Source organism: Erwinia pyri, assembly GCF_030758455.1.
GTDB lineage: Bacteria > Pseudomonadota > Gammaproteobacteria > Enterobacterales > Enterobacteriaceae > Erwinia > Erwinia pyri.
In genome coordinates this window covers 597,691-613,669 of the sequence record NZ_CP132353.1, presented here as the reverse complement: position 1 = coordinate 613,669, position 15,979 = coordinate 597,691, and the positions used below count along the sequence as shown (strand labels likewise).

Here is a 15,979-nt window from a genome sequence, read left to right as displayed (position 1 = left end):
TTGAAAGGACGGAACGCGGAAACAATAAAGCCGCTGTTTTCAGCGGCCGTTATGGTTAATGGAGGGAGCGGAAGGATGAACCGTAGCGCCCGATAGTCTGGCGTTCTTTGACCGGCTCCGGGATCACTGCGGGGGTCGGTTCAGGTTGCGGCGGCGCGGTTATCACTTTCGTTATGCTCTCATTAGTTTTGAAGGTGCAGGAGCAGTCAAGGTTTGTGCACTGGTGATAACGTTCCTTCACCTGTTCAGACATATACCGGCTTGAACGGGTATGTGCCGGGCTTTTGCAGTATGGGCAGTGCATCATTTCTTTTTACCCTCCCTTATCCATGGGCGGTGTACATGGATGGCATCCCACTGCTTGTTTCGCTTACCCGGGCTGGCATACAGCGCCATATCCACCCCGGTGAGTGCCGGGCGCCACAGGCCAATATTCTCCAGCACCGGCGCTTCCGTCAGCGCTTTCTCAGGCACCGCAGCCGCCGCACGGGTCAGCGCATTCCCGATAAGCTCCGCCACAACCTGTACGTCGCTGCGCTCGTCGTCGTCACGGGGATTCACCTTCTCACGCTGAAGACGCAGGCGGATGGCCCATAACAGCGACGGGCTGACGTTACGCAGCGCCGATTGCCAGGTCGCATCGACAAACTCGTTAAACGCCAGCTTGTGCGCGTAGATATAATCCTTACCCGTGCCGCATGCATTCAGCATGGCGACCTGCTTATCCAGCTCCAGCTCGGCAATCAGCCCGGTAAACTCGTCGGCCAGTTCCCGGCTGGCAATGCGCTGGCTGTGTTCAGCCTTCAGCTCGTCGGTCAGGTTGCCGCGCAGGGTGCGAAAACGCATACGCCAGTTTGTTTCGGCTTCCTTTCCTGCATCAATGGCCGCTTCACGCTCTTTGGTGCAGCGGGTAATGTCGGCGCAGATAGCGTTGTACTCTTTCATCTTCTCAAGATGTGCGGTTCGGGCCTGCTCAAAGGCTGCCAGGGTGCTGCTCTTTTCCGGGGTGCTCATAGCTTTTCTCTCTCTGTAAAGGTTGTCGCTATTCTGTCGTTCACCACCGGACAAATCATTTCATTGCTGCCTGCCTGTCGCTCAGCAAACACGGCCACATATTGGCCTGATACCCCCACTGAGCTTTTAGTTTTATATAAAACTGTTCACTACTCTTCACCTTTAGGAAAAAGATAATAAATACAGTAAGTAAAGGGGTGAACACTTGAGGTTTAACTGTTCACCGGGTGTTCACCACTGTTCACCCGATTTTTTAAACAGCCTTTTTCTGGCGAGCCTATTTGAATGTTTTTACCTTTTAATAAAACGACATTAATAGGTGGATTTATTCAACTGCCCTATATTGACCTATATTGACTCATACTGTGCAACAGGGTAGAACAGAGCGCATTTTTGTTCATTTATCACACGACAGGGGCTTGTTTACACGGGCAAAAATATTCTCACAATAGGGGGTTACCAGCACACCACGACCGGAACCGGCCAGCGCCGCCCGGATACAGAATGAGGTAACACCATGCTTTCCACCGCTTCAGTTTCAGTCCCGGCAACGCCGCCCCTGAACAACCTGCAATACCCCCGCGACCGCTTTATGCGCCTGCCGGAAGTTATCAGCATCTGCGGGCTGTCCCGTTCGACCATATACGACCTGATTTGCCGTGAGCAGTTTCCGTCACAGATTTCCCTCGGCGGCAAGAACGTTGCCTGGCTGGCGTCAGAGATTGACGACTGGATGCAGTCCCGCATCGCGCAGCGTGCCGGAGGTGCGGCATGATTAAGCTCAATGTTGGCACCCGCAGCTACCCGCTCAGCCAGGAAGAGGCCGTTTACGTGGCGGAAAGCCTGCTTTCCGCCGCCGGTGGCAAAGCGCCCACGCTGCCCGCATTTAACAGCGGCCGTCACGGCCATATTTCCGTGTTCGCCGACAAGTCTAAGCCTGCAAAGGGAAGTGAAGGCGCACAAAGCGAGAACTTCCGATCAAATCCGCCGCAATCCGATCACGTCCTGACCGATTGCTGAGGAAAAAGGCCCGATGTTTAAAAAAAGGCTTTTTTCTGGCGAGCCGCCGGTATACAGTTTCCCCGCTGCCGCAAAATCGGCAGCCGGGCGTAGGAACCCGAGTTACTTCAAGGCGACACGACACGCGCCATGCGTGTTTTTTTACGTCGTTGCCTCAGTGCGCCATTTTTTAGCGCAGCGGTTCTTGTGCCGTTGTGCCTTTAAGACAATGGTGGCTCAGGCGGGGCAGCCCTCGGGCTGGCCGGTGTCCTTGAAGGCCGGTATTCCTACCCCCGTCTGGGCTACCACCCCCGAGTGTAGGAACTCTGGTGGTAGCAGAAACCGCTACTTCAAGGAGTCTGCCACTATGGCCGCAACCCTCATTTCTGCACGCATGCAGTTCACCTTTTTATTTGCCGCCGTTCGCCGTGCCGATACCGCCGCCCGTCCCTGCATGCTGCGCACCACCGCCGAAACCGAAATGGTCGCCCGCCGCCTGCTGGCACGCGATTACGTGCTGTCCTTTGCCGGTCGCCTGCCGCTGTGTGAGGTGGCCGCGTGAATACCCTGTCAGCCCGTCATAACCAACACGCCAGCTATCCCATTCCCCATGCCGATTTTCTGCGCCTTCAGCATGCCCACAGCGTTGGCGTGACCGTGCTCGATATGCTCGAAATTATCGAATGCTCCGGTAACCGCCACGGCGGCCCCGATGGCAATGCGCTGGCGTCCGTGGTGGCGCTGCTTACCGACCAGCTGGGTAAAGTGGTCAACACCTGTGAATCCGTCATGCTCACCGATATGGAGGTCTCCGCCCGTGACAACTAATCATTCCTGCCTGCCCGTTGAGGTTCGCACCGCCGTTTACCGCCGCGCCGTTGCCCAGGGCTACCTGAGCGCCTGTGAGCACTACGGCCTCAACGTTTCCGCCTCGCTTGACGAGGTGCAGATGACCATCGCGCTGGAGCTGGAAGGCTATTACGTGCGGAAGTACGGCCCGGAGAACGGCATGGACATGGCCTGCACCATGCTCAGCGAAATGGTACAGCCCGACGTGCTGGTCGCCGCACCGCGACTAACCCGCATGGGTGAAACCATGATGGATGAACTGCTGTGTGGCCGCCTGGCCGCGTCCAAAGCCACGCTGCATTAAGGAGGCCGCATGAAACATATCGTCACCGACACCGTGCGCGCAGCCGCCGGTCACTGGCCTCAGCTGCTGCCCGCGCTGGGCATCAGCATTAACGCCGCCGGTCAGCACACGCCGTGCCCCGTCTGCGGCGGCAAAGACCGCTTCCGCTTTGACAACAAGGCCGGGCGCGGCACGTGGGTCTGTAACTGCTGTGGTGGGGGCGACGGGCTGGCGCTGGTTGGAAAGGCGCTGGACGTTAACATAAAGGAGGCCGCCTGCCGGGTGGCCGACCTGATGGGTACGCTGCCGGTTAAGCTGGTTCAGACATCCACAGACAAAACCGGCGAAGAGAAGGCGCGTGCGCGCCTTAACGCCGCAAAAGAGGCCGCACGGCTTATTGCCGGTGCGAAAGCGCAGGCCGGGAACGCCTACCTGACCGGCAAGGGGCTGGCTGACGACAGCGCCCTGACGCTGACCACCGCAAAGCGCATCAGCGACACCACCTATCAGCCCGGCGACCTGCTGGTGCCGCTGACCGGCATTTCCGGCGAAACGGTCAACGCCCAGCTGATTAACGCTGACGGCACCAAACGCACGCTGGCGGGCGGTCAGGTAAAAGAGGCCTTTCACCGCCTCGGCGAACCGGGCGATACCCTCTGGCTGACCGAAGGGTACGCCACCGGCCTGACAGTGCACCGGCTTACCGGCCAGGCGGTTTACGTTGCCCTGAGCGCCAACAACCTGCCCGCGTTGGCAGATCGCCTCCACGCCGAATACCCGGAGGCGATGATACTGATTGCCGCTGATAACGACGAGAACGGCACCGGGCAGCTGCGCGCCGAAGCCGCCGCGAAGCGCTGCAACGGCAGGCCCGCTTTGCCGCCCGTCACAGGCGACTGGAACGACGTGTTTCAGACTGAAGGGGAAATGACCACGCAGGCCATGCTGACCGCCTTCACCCAGCCGAGAGCGCTCAGCCCGTTTGAGTCGGTGAGCGAGGCCGACCTGAAGGCGATGAGCGCCAGCCAGAAGGCAGAGCTGCTGGCCGCGCACTACCACAACACGCTGGCCGTGCCGGTCGTGGGTGAAGACCTCTGCCGCTACGAGGGCGGCGCGTGGCAGGTGCTGCCTTACCGCGTGCTCAGCCGCGAGATTGCCGCGCTGTTTCAGAAGGTGCGCGCGCCGTTCTCGGCAACCGGTATCGGCGGCATCGTGGACACGCTCAAGCTGATGGTGCCGCAGATGGGCGCACCGGCCCGCCGGCTGATTGGCTTTCGTAACGGCGTGTTTGACACCGCGACCGGCACCTTTGGGCCGCACAAAAAAGAGAACTGGCTTCGCACCGTTAACAGCGTCGACTACACCACGCCGAAGGCGGGCGAGAATCTGGCCGACGATGCGCCATACTTCTGGCAATGGCTGACGCGGGCGGCCGGACGCAATGAGGCAAAGCAGGAGCGCATCCTCGCGGCGTTATTTATGGTGCTGGCAAACCGCTATGACTGGCAGCTGTTCCTTGAGGTCACCGGCCCCGGCGGCAGCGGTAAAAGCGTGATGGCGTCCATTGCCCGCCTGCTGGCCGGAGAGGACAACACCACGGCCGCCACCATCGACACGCTGGAGTCGTCCCGCGAGCGCGCCGCGGTGGTGGGCTACTCCTTAATTATCCTGCCGGACCAGGAGAAGTGGAGCGGCGACGGCGCGGGCATCAAGGCAATTACCGGCGGCGACGCCGTGGCAATTGATCCGAAGTACCGCGACGCCTATTCAACCCATATCCCGGCGGTGATACTGGCGGTGAACAACAACCCTATGCGCTTCAGCGACCGCAGCGGCGGCGTGTCACGTCGGCGGGTAATCCTGCCGTTCCCGGACGTGATACCGGCCAGCGAGCGTGACCCGCAACTGCTGGACAAGATTGCCGGTGAGCTGGGGGTTATCGTGCGCCACCTGATGCAGCGCTTCACCCGTCCTGACGACGCCCGCGAGCTGTTGCAGGCGCAGCAGTCGTCGGAAGAAGCGCTGGAAATCAAGCGCAGCGCCGACCCGCTGGTTGACTTCTGCGGCTACCTGACCCCGCTGAGCACGCCAACCGGGCTGTTTATCGGCAACGCCAATATCAGGCCCATGAATCCACGCCGCTACCTCTATCACGCCTACCTGTCTTTTATGGAGGCAAGAGGCCATCAGCACCCCATGAGCCTGACCGCGTTCGGCCAGGCGGTGCCGCAGACACTGAAGGAGTATGAGATTGAGCTGCTGAAGCGCAAGACAAAGAACGGCATACAGACCAGCCTGGAGCTGAGCGAAGACTGCGAGGCAGACTGGCTGCCGCGCTGCGATGCATAAGCCAGACGACAGACAACTAACCGGCTCCGGCCGGTTTGTGCCAGGAGCGGACGCTGTCAGTAGCTTTTTTCCTTAAATATAGGAATCAGGCCAGTTAATGGGTAAAAGTTTTCATGAGCAGATGAATTAAACTAAACATGCGATGATACAGGTATTCAATATGATCGCTCTCTTGAATTTTCACCTGATTCATTTCGGCGTGACGTATAAAATATTCGTTACCGATATCGGTCAAATATTTAGCTTCAACTTCCAAAATATTTCGAAACTCAGGTGTAGCAGCTGCGTCATCAAGTAATTTTTTAGCTGATATTTTCTTATTTGATGGGTTGTGTACACTTTTCATCCGCTCCCAGAAGTCCCAGAGTTCTTTCACTGCGTCATAGCGAATCTGAACATCAAAACTTACTATTTTAGCATTTGCACGAGAAAGTATTTTTTTTAGCTCAACTTCCGCAGGATCATTCACGCTGGACATCATTTTGACTAATTCAGGACTAAGAATCCGGATAATTTCTCCTGATTTTTTAAGCTCATAAGCCATACCATTTCGGGCAAAAATGACGTTAACTTTTTCGAGGAATTCATTTCTTCCAGTATCAACATCAAAATCGTGAATATGAGTGTGACGGTAGTACGAGTGGTAATCATTGCCTTCAATAGGAGCGGCAACATGTTTATAGCAAAATTGAAGTAAATCCATAACGACGAGATAGTCTGGTATGAACGTAACTTGTGTTCTTGACCTGTGGCCATACCGATCTACATCTTCAGGATCGACTCCCAATGGCCATCCTATATTTGGTATCTCCGCCTGTAGTGCAGCTTTGAAATTATCTTCATTTGTACCAATGCACCCTTGCCCGTCAGGGCATTCTTCTGGGAAATTATTCCCAAAATAACCCTTATTTACCAGAACATTGATGTAGGAGACAAGCCCGGTCCAGACGATCATAGAGACATCATTGTTCGTTCTCGGTACAGAGCCTTTCTCTTTATCGCTAAAATAAGCCACGTTCACCCCCAGAAGTTTATGACTTTCCGCAAATCTATGGCTGATTCAATTGTTGAGCAAGCATAATTGAGTAAATGCACTGAGATCGACGGAAAAAAACCATCCCGCACCCATTTCCGCTTGTCGCACATAGCAGCCTTTGGACTTAGGCGATGGGCAATATGCAAATCAGTGACACTTCGCCATACTCTTCGGCCTGACTTTGATTTGCCAAGCTGTGAAGTTAACTAGGTGGTTCAGTGTGATACATACCTATATGAAAAACCAAACTGGCTAGACCGATTTTCACGTCTGAAGGTGAACAGTGTTCACCCCGGGTGAAGAGTAGTGAAGACTCCCCCCGCAAGTGATCACCCTTCAATATCCTGATAATAAACAACAAAAATGAAAGGTGAACAGGGTGAACACTTTTTCCGTAAAATCTTTTTTTTCTGGCTTAGCGCCTGCCGAACTCATACGGGGTTAGATGATATGCATTATTGCTGTCTAAATAATCAGCCCACCACTGCACCATAAGCCGCCGCTCTTCAAGGTGCTCTGCCTTATGGATATAGGCAGCACGAACCCCATTACGTTCCTGATGGCTCATCTGCCTCTCAACAGCATCACGAGACCATAAGCCAGATTCAACTAATGCACTACACGCCATAGCTCTGAACCCGTGGCCGCATATCTCTGTTTTCGTGTCATATCCCATCCTGCGAAGAGCGTGATTAATGGTGTTTTCACTCATTGGTTTTGTGGGATGATGATCGCCAGGAAACACTAAGTCTCTGTTTCCGCTCAGCTCCCGGATTTCTTCCAGAATGGTTAAAGCCTGTCTTGATAGCGGCACCAGATGGGCGGTTCGCATTTTCGAACCACGATGGGAGTGTTTGACCCCTTCAATCGCTTCGCGCTCGGCAGGAATAGTCCACAGCTCTTTTTTAAGGTCGATTTCGCTCCACCGTGCAAACCGCAATTCACTGGAACGGATAAAGACATACAGGCTTAGCCTGAGAGCTAAACGGGTAAGCAGGCGGCCTTTATGTATTTCGATACGCTGAAGAAAATCAGGTAAGCGTTCTAAAGGTAGAGCCGGTCTGTGAGTAGCTTTTCTCGTTATAATGGCTCCAGCAAGATCCTGAGCAGGGTTCCGCTCAGTAATACCAATCTGAACCGCATAACGCATAATACCCGTGATCCTCTGCTGCAAGCGGGAAGCCACATCCAGGCGGCCGCTCTGCTCTACCTCTTTCAGAGGCAATAGCAGATCGCGAGTTGTTAAATCAGCAATATTTCGCTTTCCAATAGCAGGAAAGATATTGCGTTCAAGGTCGCGCCATACTCGCTCAGCATGGCCGACAGACCAGCGTTTATTGTTCGCATGCCAGTCATAAGCCACTTTTTCAAAAGTGTTAAGTGCTGCCTCTTCCTGTTGCCTTACTTCTTCTTTTTTCGCATTGGGACTGACACCTTCTGCAATCAAAAGTCGTATCTCATCACGTTTCTCACGCGCTTTTGCCAGGGAAAGAAGAGGATAAGCACCTAACGCCGTTCGGCTCTCTTTCCCTTCAAAACGGTACTTGAGATACCAGCGCTTAGAACCGGTTGGTTTGACGAGAAGATACAATCCGTGGCCGTCAGTGAGTTTGTACTCTTTCTCTCGAGGCTTAGCGGTACGGGCCGCCACATCAGTTAAAGGCATAATTTGGGGGTCAAAAGTTTATCGAAGCGAAGTGACCCCCATTCTGACCCCCAAACTTGCCGGATGTCAATGGATGACCTCGGACGCATATGGACGATAGAAAAACCGTTAACGTTGATTTTAAATGGTTTTTGGACTTCCCCGGACGGGGAGGGATAGGATACTGGTGCCGAAGGCCGGAATCGAACCGGCACGCCTCGCGGCGGTTGATTTTGAATCAACTGCGTCTACCGATTTCGCCACTTCGGCACTGAAGGGTATGCGGAAAACGTTGTGGATTATACCGTTACCCTCTCAGCACGCAACTACTATCCGCCCCAATGTGATGCAAGTGCTGAAAAATGCAGCGCAGAGAGAGGATGCACCTCTCCGCCCGGAGAGGAATCAAACATATTTCCCCTGCCCTGTTCCCCTTTCATCCCCCTACCCTTAAGACAAATCTCAAAGCCCCGCTCCCGTCCTTCTCTTCCCTGTTTACGCGGAACTCCCCTGCAATCCGGTAGTCCCAAAGGGAGATAAAGCGTGATGCCAGGAGGGCACGCGCCGGATAACAAACGTAAAGGGTTAACTATGAAAGCTTCTAAGATGGTTTTGGCATTGACGGTTTCAACTTCCTTGTTCGCTGGCGTGGCCTCGGCGGCCAGCTGGCAGGATCAGCTGAGCAGCGCGGCTTCTTCGCTCAGCCAGAATTCTAACTCCTCCAGTTCCTCCACCACTTCACCGCAGCCAACCGGCACCTCGCTGGGTGCACTGACCGGCCTGTTGAACGGCGGCAATCAGTCGCTCAGCTCCAGCACCATGACCAACGCCACGGGCGTGCTGCAGTACTGCATGAAGAACAATCTGGTGGATAACAATGTCAGCTCGGTGAAAGATCAGCTGCTGGGCAAGCTGGGCCTGACCGATACCACCAAACAGCAGGAAACCACCGACTACAAACAGGGTCTGATGGGTCTGCTGAATACTGGCAACAACCAGCAGGTGAACCTGAGCAGCCTGGGCGATACCACTATGGGCAAGAAGGTGAAAACCAAAGCCTGTGACCTGGTGCTGAAGCAGGGCAAAAACTTTATCTCCTGATAAAGGCGGGGCTGCTGATTATACAGGGCCGAACCTGTACCGATCACAGCTCTCTCCTCACTCTCTCTGAAACGGTGAGGCTGTCCCCTCACCGCCTTCCCGCGAGCCGCCACCGTGCGGCTCGTTTTTATTTCACGATAAGCCTGATGCCCAGCAGTGCCATTACGCCGCCGCCGAGACGATCAAACATCGCCTTGTAGCGCAGGTAAGTGGTGCGCGGGCCGCGTGAAGAGAGTGCATAAGCCACAAAGGCATACCACAGACCATCCACCAGCAATGATACGGCGGGCAGCGCCACATACATCATCGGGGAGATCTGCGCAGGCAGCAGCGCGGCAAATATCCCGGCGGTGACGACCGCCGTTTTCGGGTTGCTGATCTGGGTAATAAAAGCGTGCAGAAAAGCCTTACGGAAACTTTTTCCGGAGCCGGTTCCGCCTTCAACATGCAGCGGCTCGCGCGCGCCTCTGAACATCTTATACGCCATCCACAGCAGATAGATCCCGCCGCCGGTCTTCAGCGTCAGCCACAACCACGGCACCGCCGCCAGCAGCGTGTTCAGCCCTAGCAGCGCGATCAGGGATATGATAACTGCCCCAAAGCCCATGCCCAGCGCCGCGCCCATACCGGCCCGCCGTAAAGAGGCCACCGCCGTTCTTGCCACTAAAATAAAGCTCGGGCCAGGGCTCATGGCCCCCAGCGCCAGCGCGCCGCCAATCGTTACTACTGACAGAATTGTCGTTTCCAATTTTCTCGCCTCTGATAACTATCCCGATATAACATAGGCATGGCGGGCCAAAAAGGGCAATCCCCTTCTCGCTTCGCCGCGTGCCGGTCATAATCCTGCCAACAAATCATGAATAGCAGCCTGCAGCCAGACGAACGGGATTAACAATCTGCCGCCAGCCCTGCTACAGTCAGAGACTGCGTTAAACGCGCCACCAGGGAGAGCCCGGCAATGGGCTGGATTAGGGAAAGCAGTAACCGGGAGAGTAGTGCACCTATGGATAAAGAATCAGAACTGATCAGAGCAAAACGTCTGCCGCTGCTGCTGCTGTGCATGGCTGCCCTTCTCTTTATCGCCACCGTGCTTTACCCGCTGTGGTATCCCAACAATCACTGGGTTGGCGCGCTGAAAGCGGTGTCGGAAGCCGCAATGGTCGGCGCGCTGGCGGATTGGTTTGCCGTCAGCGCGCTGTTCCGCCGCGTGCCGATCCCGCTGGTGGGCCGCCATACCGCCATTATCCCGCGCAATAAAGATCGCATCGCCGATAACCTTGCGATGTTCGTGCAGGATAAATTCCTCAACACTGAATCCCTGCTGACGCTGATCCGCCGTCACGATCCGGCGCAGATCATCGCCACCTGGCTGAGCCAGCCGGACAACGCTGCGCGGCTTGGCGGTTACCTGCTGAAGATTGTTCGCGGCTTTCTGGATCTGGCGGACGACACGCGCATTCAGGCATTTATGCGCCGCGCCATCCATAAGGCGATCGATAAGGTCGATCTGACGCAGTCCGCCGCTATGGTGCTGGAGAGCCTGACCAAAAATAACCGACATCAGGCGCTGCTGGATGACGCCATTGCGCAGGTGCTGCATCTGGTGAACAAGCCCGCCACGCACGACTTTATCGCCCAGCAGGTGATGCGCTGGCTGAAGCGGGAGCATCCGCTGAAAGAGAAGATGCTGCCGACGGAATGGGTGGGAGAAAAAAGCGCGGAGCTGGCCGCTAACGCGGTGAAGTCGATCCTTAACGATATTGAGCAGGATGGCGCACACGAGATCCGTCAGGGCTTTAACCGCGCGGTACAGCGGCTGATCGAGCGGCTGCGCAACGATCCGGAGATGGCGGAGAAAGCGGAGGAGATCAAAGCTTATCTCAAGCAGGATGAGGCGCTGAACACCTATATCAGCCAGCTGTGGGGCGATCTGCGCAACTGGCTGAAGGAGGATCTCGATAAGCCGGACTCCACGCTGCATGCCAAGGTCAGCGCGGCCGGGCAGTGGCTGGGCGAGACGCTGATGCAGGATGCCAGCCTGCGCGCCTCGCTGAATCAGCATATGGAAGAAGCGGCCACCAGCGCCGCGCCGGAGTTCTCCGCCTTCCTCAGCAGCCATATCAGCGATACGGTGAAAAGCTGGGATGCCAGCGATATGTCACATCAGGTTGAGCTGAACATCGGCAAAGATCTGCAGCGCATCCGCATTAACGGCACGGTGGTGGGGGGCGTGATTGGTCTGATCTTATGGGGGCTGACGCAGCTTCCCGCGCTGATCGGTTGGATCCGCGCGGGAGCGTCATAAAGGCAGAAGATTATTTACGGTCGTCATCAAGGCGCGTCAGGTCGTGGTCGGTGCTGCTCTCTTTTTCCACCTCCACTTCCTGGCGACGTACACTATCCTTCACGGTTTCCACGCGCTCGGTGCCTTCGCTTCGTACGCCCACCTCTTCTCTGATGTGGGCCGTTTTACTGACTACCGGCACTTCGTGAGACTCTTCCACCGAAATGGTTTTGTCGGACCAGTCCACGTCGTTGAGATAGGTCGGCTCATCTACCGCATGGCGGAACACTTCGGCATGCTGATCATAGAGTGAAATGTCTTCAGAGACTGACTCTTCCACCGTGTAACGACGCAGGCGAACAAAGCCGTCGCTGACCTGACGTTTACCAATCTCCACCTCTTCCTCGGCCAGCGTCAGCCCTTCGTGCTCATCATCGCGCTGGAGTCCTCCACTGCCGACCGGCGCCACACCCTCGTCGAGCAGCGGACGATCTGCGCCTTCATCGTACAGCGGTTCGTCAGTGCCGAAACGGTCCTCTTTCTCTGTACCCAAAAGGCTGTCTGCACCGGTGGAGAGATGGCCATCAGTAGCCGTGCCGTAACTCCCGCCCGAAGTGGTGGTAAGAGGGTCATCCTTATCCGCCGCGTAACCACTGCCCGCTGTGCCGGTAAGAGGGTCATCCTTGTCCGCGGCATAACCACTGCCCGCCGTGCCGGTAAGAGAATCGTTCTTACCCGTCACCGGAGTGCCGCCCAGCGTAGCGGCGAGAGAGTCATTCTTGTCAGTCTCGTAGCTGCCACCCGGTCCTCTGGCAAGGCGGTCATCCGTCTCTCCCAGGAACTCACGATCCGTTCCCTGCCCGGCGTTCGGCGTAAGGCTTGAGTAATCACTGGAGTATTGATCCAGCAGCATCTCGACGTTACCTGCTTCCTCCTGCGAGACGCGAACGGTCAGCAACACTCCGCCAGTTTGCAGCGCACGGTTATATTCGCTGGCGTAATTTTCATCCACATCGTCACCAAAAATGCGCTGCCAGAAGCTGGGATGGCGGATCTCTTTATCCGCTACCCGCAGGCGCTCACCGGAGATGATATCGATATTTTTCTCGGCAATGCCTTCGGCAATCAGCTTTTCACGGGCAACCTGCGCCTGCTGTTCCTGGTTAAATGCGGTAACGATTTTTTCATGGGCCATAACAGTTTCCTCGTAAATGGGTTTAGGGTTTTCCTTTCTCCTTACGAATCTTCACCTCCTGGCTTCTTATCAAAACGTTTTGTTGATAAGGCTCTACTGTTTTAACTTTGCGGATATGTATTTCTTCTTTCAGCACTTTCCGGCGAATAATTTCAACACGCTCTTCTATGACCGGAATAATTAAGAGGTCGCCTTCATACCGGACCTCAGCAGAGTAGTCATCCTCTACCAGTTGGTTTTTAGCAATATGTTTAATCTCCACCTCATCACGCGCTAATTCCGTTTCGAGCAGCTCTTCAGCAGAGATGGTGGTTCGCTCGATGCTGATGCGGCTGTCCAGCACGCGGGCCTTGTCGAGAGTGGCATGTTCTTCTATCAGCGGCAGCCGTTGTTCTTCACCGGAAGCGGGCTGCGGGGGATCGGATTTGCCGCCCATAGCGACTCCTTTAACAAGGCCAGGTATTAATTACTCAATGTGATTAAATCTTAGCGCAGCCGCAGCGCTTTATCGGGGGGAAGGAAAATAAAATGTAATGGAAAATTTTTTTCACTGACAAAGCAGAATAACGGCTGGACCTTATTGTTAACGTTATTTCGCCTATGAGATAAAGATGCCTCTGTATTAATTTCCTGAAGTTGTAAAATCGGAAAAGAAATTGCAATTAACACAACTGATTGCAATAAGCGAAGCGGCAAATCAAAAAGCTATATGACGTTTTTGTCTGAACCGGCCAGTACCAGAGGTTCTGTCAACGCTGCGCCGGAAAAGTGACATAAGGGAGAGTAAAGCGGTGCGAGCCTGAAGTCTTTACGCCTACGTTGCGGTCACTGAAAGTGACATTCTGCAGTAAGCGGGAAGAGTGACAGTACTCTTTGCGGGCAATAAAAAAGGCCCGCCAACTTTCGCTGGCGGGCCTGAGTTCTGCTGCGGTATCACTCATCTGTTGAAGGTGACAACCAGCCCGGTGCTATGACCGGTACGCTGTGCCGCCAAACCTGACTAACGTCGTTTCAGCAGCATATAGACGCTGATGGCGAAGAACGCTGCGCTGGGTAACAACGCGCCCAGGATAGGCGGGATGTTATAGACCAGGCTCAGCGGCCCGAAGATCTGATCCAGCACGTAGAACAGGAAGCCGAAGCTGATACCGGTGACCACCCGCATTCCCATCGACACGCTGCGCAGCGGGCCAAAGATAAACGACAGCGCCATCAGCATCATCACCGCTACCGACAGCGGCTGGAAGATTTTGCTCCACATATTCAGCTGGTAACGCCCGGCAACCTGACCGCTCTGCTTCAGATACTTCACGTAGTTATAGAGGCCGCTGATAGAGAGCGCATCGGGATCCAGCGCCACTACGCCCAGCTTGTCCGGGGTCAGCGTGGTTTTCCATTCACCGCTCAGGGTCTGGCTGCCGCTGACCTGCTTAGGGTTGGTGAGGTCAGACTGATCCACCTGCACCAGATCCCAGGACTTTTTATCCGCGTTGTACTTGGCGGAAGCGGCGTAGCGCACGTTTTGCAGGCGACGCTCTTTGTTGAAGCTGTAGATGCTGATGCCGGTCAGCTCACTGTTATCCTTAATGCGTTCAATAAAGATAAAGTTGTCGCCATCCTTCGCCCACAGGCCGTTCTGCGTGGAGAGCAGCGAACCGCCCACCAGCTGCTGCGCACGGTAGTTACGCGCCATCTGCTCGCCCTGCGGCGCCACAAACTCACCAATTGCCATGGTCAGCAGCACCAGCGGGATAGCCGTTTTCATCACCGAGGCGGCAATCTGCATCCTGGTGAAGCCGGAAGCCTGCATCACCACCAGCTCGCTGCGCTGTGCCAGCGTCCCCAGCCCTAACAGCGCGCCAAGCAGCGCGGCCATCGGGAAGAAGATTTCAATATCTTTCGGCACGCTGAGCACGGTATACAACCCGGCGCCCAGCGCGGTGTATTCACCCTGCCCGGTTTTGCGCAGCTGATCTACAAACTTGATGATGCCGGAGAGCGACACCAGCATAAACAGCGTCGCCATGATGGTGTTGAAGATCGTTTTACCGATATATCTGTCGAGTACGCCAAACATCAGACGGAGCCTCCCTTGCTGAAGCGGGCACGGAAACGCCGCATGGGCACGGTATCCCACAGGTTAAGCAGCACGGCCAGCGCCAGGTAAGAGATATTCACCACCCACATCCAGATAGCGGGATCGAGGCGGCCTTTCTGGCCGCTGGAGCGCAGCGAACTCTGCAGCAGGAAGAAGATCAGATAGAGCAGCATAGCGGGCAGCATCGACAGGACGCGGCCCTGACGCGGGTTGACCACGCTGAGCGGCACCACCATTAACGCCATCACCAGCACCGAGAACACCAGCGTGATGCGCCAGTGGAACTCGCTTCTGAACTCCGGCTTGTCAGACTGCGCCAGCGTTGTGAAATCCATCTGCTCAGCATCGTTCGGGTCCAGCACTACATCCTGGTGCCCGACAATCGCCTGATAGTTGACGAAATCCGTGATGCGGAAGTCGCGCAGCATCGCCGTGCCTTCAAAGCGGGTCCCTTTCTCCAGCGTCACCACCTGCGAGCCGTCTGGCCGCTGGGTCATATGGCCTTTATCAGCCAGCACCACAGAAGGACGGGCGTTGCCTTTCGGCCGCAGCTGCGCCAGGAAGACATTGCCAAAGGTGTTGCCCTTAACGTTCTCAATAAACATCACCGACTGGCCGTCGCCCGACTGCTGGAACTGTCCGGCAGCCAGCGCGGCGGCGCCCGGGTTAGCTTTGGCGTTCTGCGTCACTTCACTTTGATAGCGGGAAGACCAGGGGCCAAGCCAGGCGACGTTAATGGCAGCCACTATCGCGGTGAAGAGCATCAGCACCATCGCCGCCTTGACCAGCACCGCTTTGCTCAGGCCGCAGGCGTGCATCACCGTGATCTCGCTTTCGGTGTATAACCGCCCAAGCGTCATCAAAATGGCTAAAAACAGGCTCAGTGGCAGGATAAGCTGCGCCATCTCTGGCACGCCAAGGCCCAATAATGTCAGGACTAAATTTGTTGGAATTTCGCCATCCACCGCGGCACCCAAAATCCTGACTAACTTCTGACAAAAGAAGATCAGTAGCAGGATGAAGAGGATAGCCAGCTGGCTTTTGAGCGTTTCCCTAACCAGATATCTAATGATGATCACGCTGAGTACGCCTGTGAAAACTTGTCTTTTTGCAGGAAAATCGCTAG

General features: G+C 55.5%; 17 protein-coding genes and 1 tRNA gene. 8 read left to right on the top strand and 10 right to left on the bottom strand.

Annotation, left to right across the window (positions count from 1 at the left end; genetic code table 11):
• Window positions 1–55: 55 nt before the first annotated feature.
• The gene (locus Q3V30_RS02945; protein ID WP_306210317.1) at window positions 56–307 is read right to left on the bottom strand and encodes an ogr/Delta-like zinc finger family protein; all 252 of its coding nucleotides are present in this window, start codon (window positions 305–307) and stop codon (window positions 56–58) included.
• Complete coding sequence (locus tag Q3V30_RS02940) at window positions 304–1,014, bottom strand: hypothetical protein (protein ID WP_306210315.1); 711 nt, start codon at window positions 1,012–1,014, stop codon at window positions 304–306. The genes Q3V30_RS02945 and Q3V30_RS02940 overlap by 4 nt, the downstream gene beginning before the upstream one ends.
• Before the next feature lie 517 nt (window positions 1,015–1,531).
• Between Q3V30_RS02940 and Q3V30_RS02935 the strand changes: the two genes are divergently transcribed.
• The 6 genes from Q3V30_RS02935 to Q3V30_RS02910 are packed head-to-tail and all read left to right on the top strand — an operon-like array spanning window position 1,532 to window position 5,494.
• Complete coding sequence (locus Q3V30_RS02935) at window positions 1,532–1,789, top strand: helix-turn-helix transcriptional regulator (protein ID WP_306210313.1); 258 nt, start codon at window positions 1,532–1,534, stop codon at window positions 1,787–1,789.
• Window positions 1,786–2,034: a hypothetical protein gene (locus Q3V30_RS02930; RefSeq protein WP_306210311.1), complete on the top strand. Its 249-nt coding sequence runs from the start codon at window positions 1,786–1,788 to the stop codon at window positions 2,032–2,034. Before Q3V30_RS02935 ends, Q3V30_RS02930 begins: the two co-directional genes overlap by 4 nt.
• Before the next feature lie 13 nt (window positions 2,035–2,047).
• Complete coding sequence (locus tag Q3V30_RS02925; protein WP_306210309.1) at window positions 2,048–2,575, top strand: host cell division inhibitor Icd-like protein; 528 nt, start codon at window positions 2,048–2,050, stop codon at window positions 2,573–2,575.
• Window positions 2,572–2,841 carry a hypothetical protein gene (locus Q3V30_RS02920; RefSeq protein WP_067709579.1) on the top strand — a complete coding sequence of 90 codons (270 nt, stop codon included), beginning with the start codon at window positions 2,572–2,574 and terminating at the stop codon, window positions 2,839–2,841. Before Q3V30_RS02925 ends, Q3V30_RS02920 begins: the two co-directional genes overlap by 4 nt.
• Window positions 2,831–3,166 (top strand): DUF5375 family protein, encoded by a 336-nt coding sequence (locus Q3V30_RS02915; protein WP_151036754.1) that lies wholly within the window; start codon window positions 2,831–2,833, stop codon window positions 3,164–3,166. Before Q3V30_RS02920 ends, Q3V30_RS02915 begins: the two co-directional genes overlap by 11 nt.
• Before the next feature lie 9 nt (window positions 3,167–3,175).
• Window positions 3,176–5,494: a primase-like DNA-binding domain-containing protein gene (locus Q3V30_RS02910; RefSeq protein ID WP_306210302.1), complete on the top strand. Its 2,319-nt coding sequence runs from the start codon at window positions 3,176–3,178 to the stop codon at window positions 5,492–5,494.
• Between the two features lie 94 nt (window positions 5,495–5,588).
• Here Q3V30_RS02910 and Q3V30_RS02905 read toward each other — a convergent pair whose 3' ends face one another.
• The 3 genes from Q3V30_RS02905 to Q3V30_RS02895 form a co-directional block, all read right to left on the bottom strand.
• A complete protein-coding gene (locus Q3V30_RS02905; protein WP_306210300.1) occupies window positions 5,589–6,509 on the bottom strand; it encodes an AbiJ-NTD4 domain-containing protein in 921 nt (306 codons plus the stop codon).
• 436 nt (window positions 6,510–6,945) lie between these two features.
• A complete protein-coding gene (locus tag Q3V30_RS02900) occupies window positions 6,946–8,196 on the bottom strand; it encodes a tyrosine-type recombinase/integrase (RefSeq protein WP_306210298.1) in 1,251 nt (416 codons plus the stop codon).
• Window positions 8,197–8,360: 164 nt separating this feature from the next.
• A tRNA-Leu gene (locus Q3V30_RS02895) sits at window positions 8,361–8,445 on the bottom strand.
• A 321-nt stretch (window positions 8,446–8,766) separates the two neighbouring features.
• Between Q3V30_RS02895 and Q3V30_RS02890 the strand changes: the two genes are divergently transcribed.
• Window positions 8,767–9,276 carry a YjjA family protein gene (locus tag Q3V30_RS02890; RefSeq protein ID WP_306210296.1) on the top strand — a complete coding sequence of 170 codons (510 nt, stop codon included), beginning with the start codon at window positions 8,767–8,769 and terminating at the stop codon, window positions 9,274–9,276.
• 127 nt (window positions 9,277–9,403) lie between these two features.
• Here Q3V30_RS02890 and Q3V30_RS02885 read toward each other — a convergent pair whose 3' ends face one another.
• Window positions 9,404–10,024 (bottom strand): LysE family translocator, encoded by a 621-nt coding sequence (locus tag Q3V30_RS02885; RefSeq protein WP_306210294.1) that lies wholly within the window; start codon window positions 10,022–10,024, stop codon window positions 9,404–9,406.
• 255 nt (window positions 10,025–10,279) lie between these two features.
• On the opposite strand from Q3V30_RS02885, the gene Q3V30_RS02880 reads away from it, so the two are divergent.
• Window positions 10,280–11,581, top strand: coding sequence for a DUF445 domain-containing protein (locus tag Q3V30_RS02880; protein ID WP_306210292.1), 1,302 nt, complete (start codon window positions 10,280–10,282; stop codon window positions 11,579–11,581).
• A gap of 10 nt (window positions 11,582–11,591) precedes the next feature.
• Here the strand turns inward: Q3V30_RS02880 and Q3V30_RS02875 are convergent, their stop codons facing one another.
• The 4 genes from Q3V30_RS02875 to lptF form a co-directional block, all read right to left on the bottom strand.
• Window positions 11,592–12,755 (bottom strand): DUF2382 domain-containing protein, encoded by a 1,164-nt coding sequence (locus Q3V30_RS02875; RefSeq protein WP_306210290.1) that lies wholly within the window; start codon window positions 12,753–12,755, stop codon window positions 11,592–11,594.
• A gap of 22 nt (window positions 12,756–12,777) precedes the next feature.
• Complete coding sequence (locus Q3V30_RS02870; RefSeq protein ID WP_306210288.1) at window positions 12,778–13,191, bottom strand: DUF2382 domain-containing protein; 414 nt, start codon at window positions 13,189–13,191, stop codon at window positions 12,778–12,780.
• Between the two features lie 564 nt (window positions 13,192–13,755).
• On the bottom strand, window positions 13,756–14,832 hold the full coding sequence (gene lptG / locus Q3V30_RS02865; protein WP_306210286.1) for an LPS export ABC transporter permease LptG: 1,077 nt from the start codon (window positions 14,830–14,832) through the stop codon (window positions 13,756–13,758).
• A complete protein-coding gene (gene lptF, locus Q3V30_RS02860; RefSeq protein WP_306210284.1) occupies window positions 14,832–15,932 on the bottom strand; it encodes an LPS export ABC transporter permease LptF in 1,101 nt (366 codons plus the stop codon). The genes lptG and lptF overlap by 1 nt, the downstream gene beginning before the upstream one ends.
• Window positions 15,933–15,979: the final 47 nt, after the last annotated feature.